The sequence below is a fragment of the Streptomyces sp. MB09-01 genome (assembly GCF_033794505.1).
Lineage (GTDB): Bacteria > Actinomycetota > Actinomycetes > Streptomycetales > Streptomycetaceae > Streptomyces.
In genome coordinates this window covers 1-1,460 of the sequence record NZ_JARAYQ010000544.1, presented here as the reverse complement: position 1 = coordinate 1,460, position 1,460 = coordinate 1, and the positions used below count along the sequence as shown (strand labels likewise).

The window sequence follows — 1,460 nt, the reverse complement described above, 5'->3', positions numbered from 1 at the left end:
GCATGGTCTAGGTCGCCGCCCACGTGCAGGACGAGGAGATCAACCTCTTCCCGATGCTGCGCCGCACCTTGTCCCCGAGCTCATCGAGCTTCTCGGCGGAACAGGTGCGCCGCAGCATCGGGAAGAGGTTGATCTCCTCGTCCTGCACGTGGGCGGCGACCTCGTCCATGAGCTGCTGCAGCACGGGGCTCATCTGTGCATCGCCGGTGTCCATCTTCTCCAGCTGCTTGAGGATCTTCTCGACCCGGCCGTGGTCCTGGATCTCCTTGTCCGCCAGCCGGTCACCGCCCTCCATGTACTCGCGGACCGCCGGGTACAGGTACTGCTCCTCGGCTACCGAGTGGCGCACCAGCTCGATGGTGACCTCGTCGATCAGGTCACGCAGTTCCTGTCCCTGGCCGGTCATGGCCTGGATCCGGGCGAAGATCTCCTCGACCTCCCGGTGATCCGCCATCAGTTCCTCGAGCACGTTGCCGCCATGTCCCATGACTCATCCCTCTCGCTGGTTGCCGTCAGGGCCGGGTTCATCCCGTCCGGTCAACACTGATCCCCCCACGGCAGGGCAATGAGAGCCCGACGCGACGCACCCCACCCGTTCGGATACCCTTGCCCGTCCGAATGGCTCCGGCCCCTGACCACAGGCCGGCGGCGTCGAGGAGTCGCTCCGCATCGCCGCACGCCCGGACACCTGACCGCCGTGCCCGCAGGGGCCGGCCTTCACATGCCAGGACCCCGCCGGGTGACCACGGGCCCGACGGGGTCCTGCGTGCGTGGGGTGGCGTACCGCCGCTCTCAGCGCTCTTCGTCGCGCATCTCGTCCTCGTCGCGCTCGCGGCTCATCTCCTCCTCGGGGCGCCGCTTGAGCTCCTCGGGGGTCTTCCCGCGTGCGCCCTGGCCGGTGCCGTGGGGCACGGGGTCCTGCCCGGTGCGGCGCTTGTGCTGCTCCTCGCGGCCCTTGCCGGGCTCCTGCCCTTTGTCCTGCATACCGGCCATTGCGTACGACTCCTATGCGATGCGTGGCTGAGGATTCCTCGCCACACTCACACGTTGAGTGACATGTCGCATTGTTTACGTCACCGAATGGGGCGGCCGGGTGCTCCCGGAACCGCTGCGCACGTTCGCGACGGCGCAGCCCGAGCGGCTTATCTCGCAGCCGACGGGTGAGAAGCAGCCGGCCTCCGTTTGGGAGCGGCTGCTTCCCGGTCATGGCTGAAGCATCCAGCAGGCCGTCCCTTGGAGAAACGATGACCACGAAGCACACCCCTGCGGCCTCGGACCCGGACGAGGACGGTGTGCCGGGCAAGCCGGGACCGGTATCCCCGCCCGTGGACGAGCCGACGGAGCCTGCGGAGCCCCTCCCGCCGAAGGCGGACCAGGAAGGGCCGGAGACCGTGAGTCCTACCGGGCAGGCCACCGGGGCGGAGCAGGCGCGCGTGGCGCAGAGCGGCACGTACCTCACG

At 68.8% G+C, this 1,460-nt stretch carries 3 protein-coding genes; 1 reads left to right on the top strand and 2 read right to left on the bottom strand.

Annotated elements, in window-relative coordinates:
• Positions 1-7: 7 nt before the first annotated feature.
• Both PV721_RS43330 and PV721_RS43325 read right to left on the bottom strand, forming a co-directional pair.
• On the bottom strand, positions 8-487 hold the full coding sequence (locus PV721_RS43330) for a hemerythrin domain-containing protein (RefSeq protein WP_319734367.1): 480 nt from the start codon (positions 485-487) through the stop codon (positions 8-10).
• A gap of 305 nt (positions 488-792) precedes the next feature.
• Complete coding sequence (locus PV721_RS43325) at positions 793-993, bottom strand: hypothetical protein (protein ID WP_319734365.1); 201 nt, start codon at positions 991-993, stop codon at positions 793-795.
• 251 nt (positions 994-1,244) lie between these two features.
• Between PV721_RS43325 and PV721_RS43320 the strand changes: the two genes are divergently transcribed.
• Positions 1,245-1,460: hypothetical protein (locus PV721_RS43320; protein ID WP_319734363.1), on the top strand; the 216-nt coding region annotated here is incomplete at its 3' end.

Excerpts from the sequence above, each read along its gene's own strand:
- PV721_RS43330 (WP_319734367.1), bottom strand. The coding sequence starts at position 487 with ATGGGACATGGCGGCAACGTGCTCGAGGAACTGATGGCGGATCACCGG.
- PV721_RS43325 (WP_319734365.1), bottom strand. The coding sequence starts at position 993 with ATGGCCGGTATGCAGGACAAAGGGCAGGAGCCCGGCAAGGGCCGCGAG.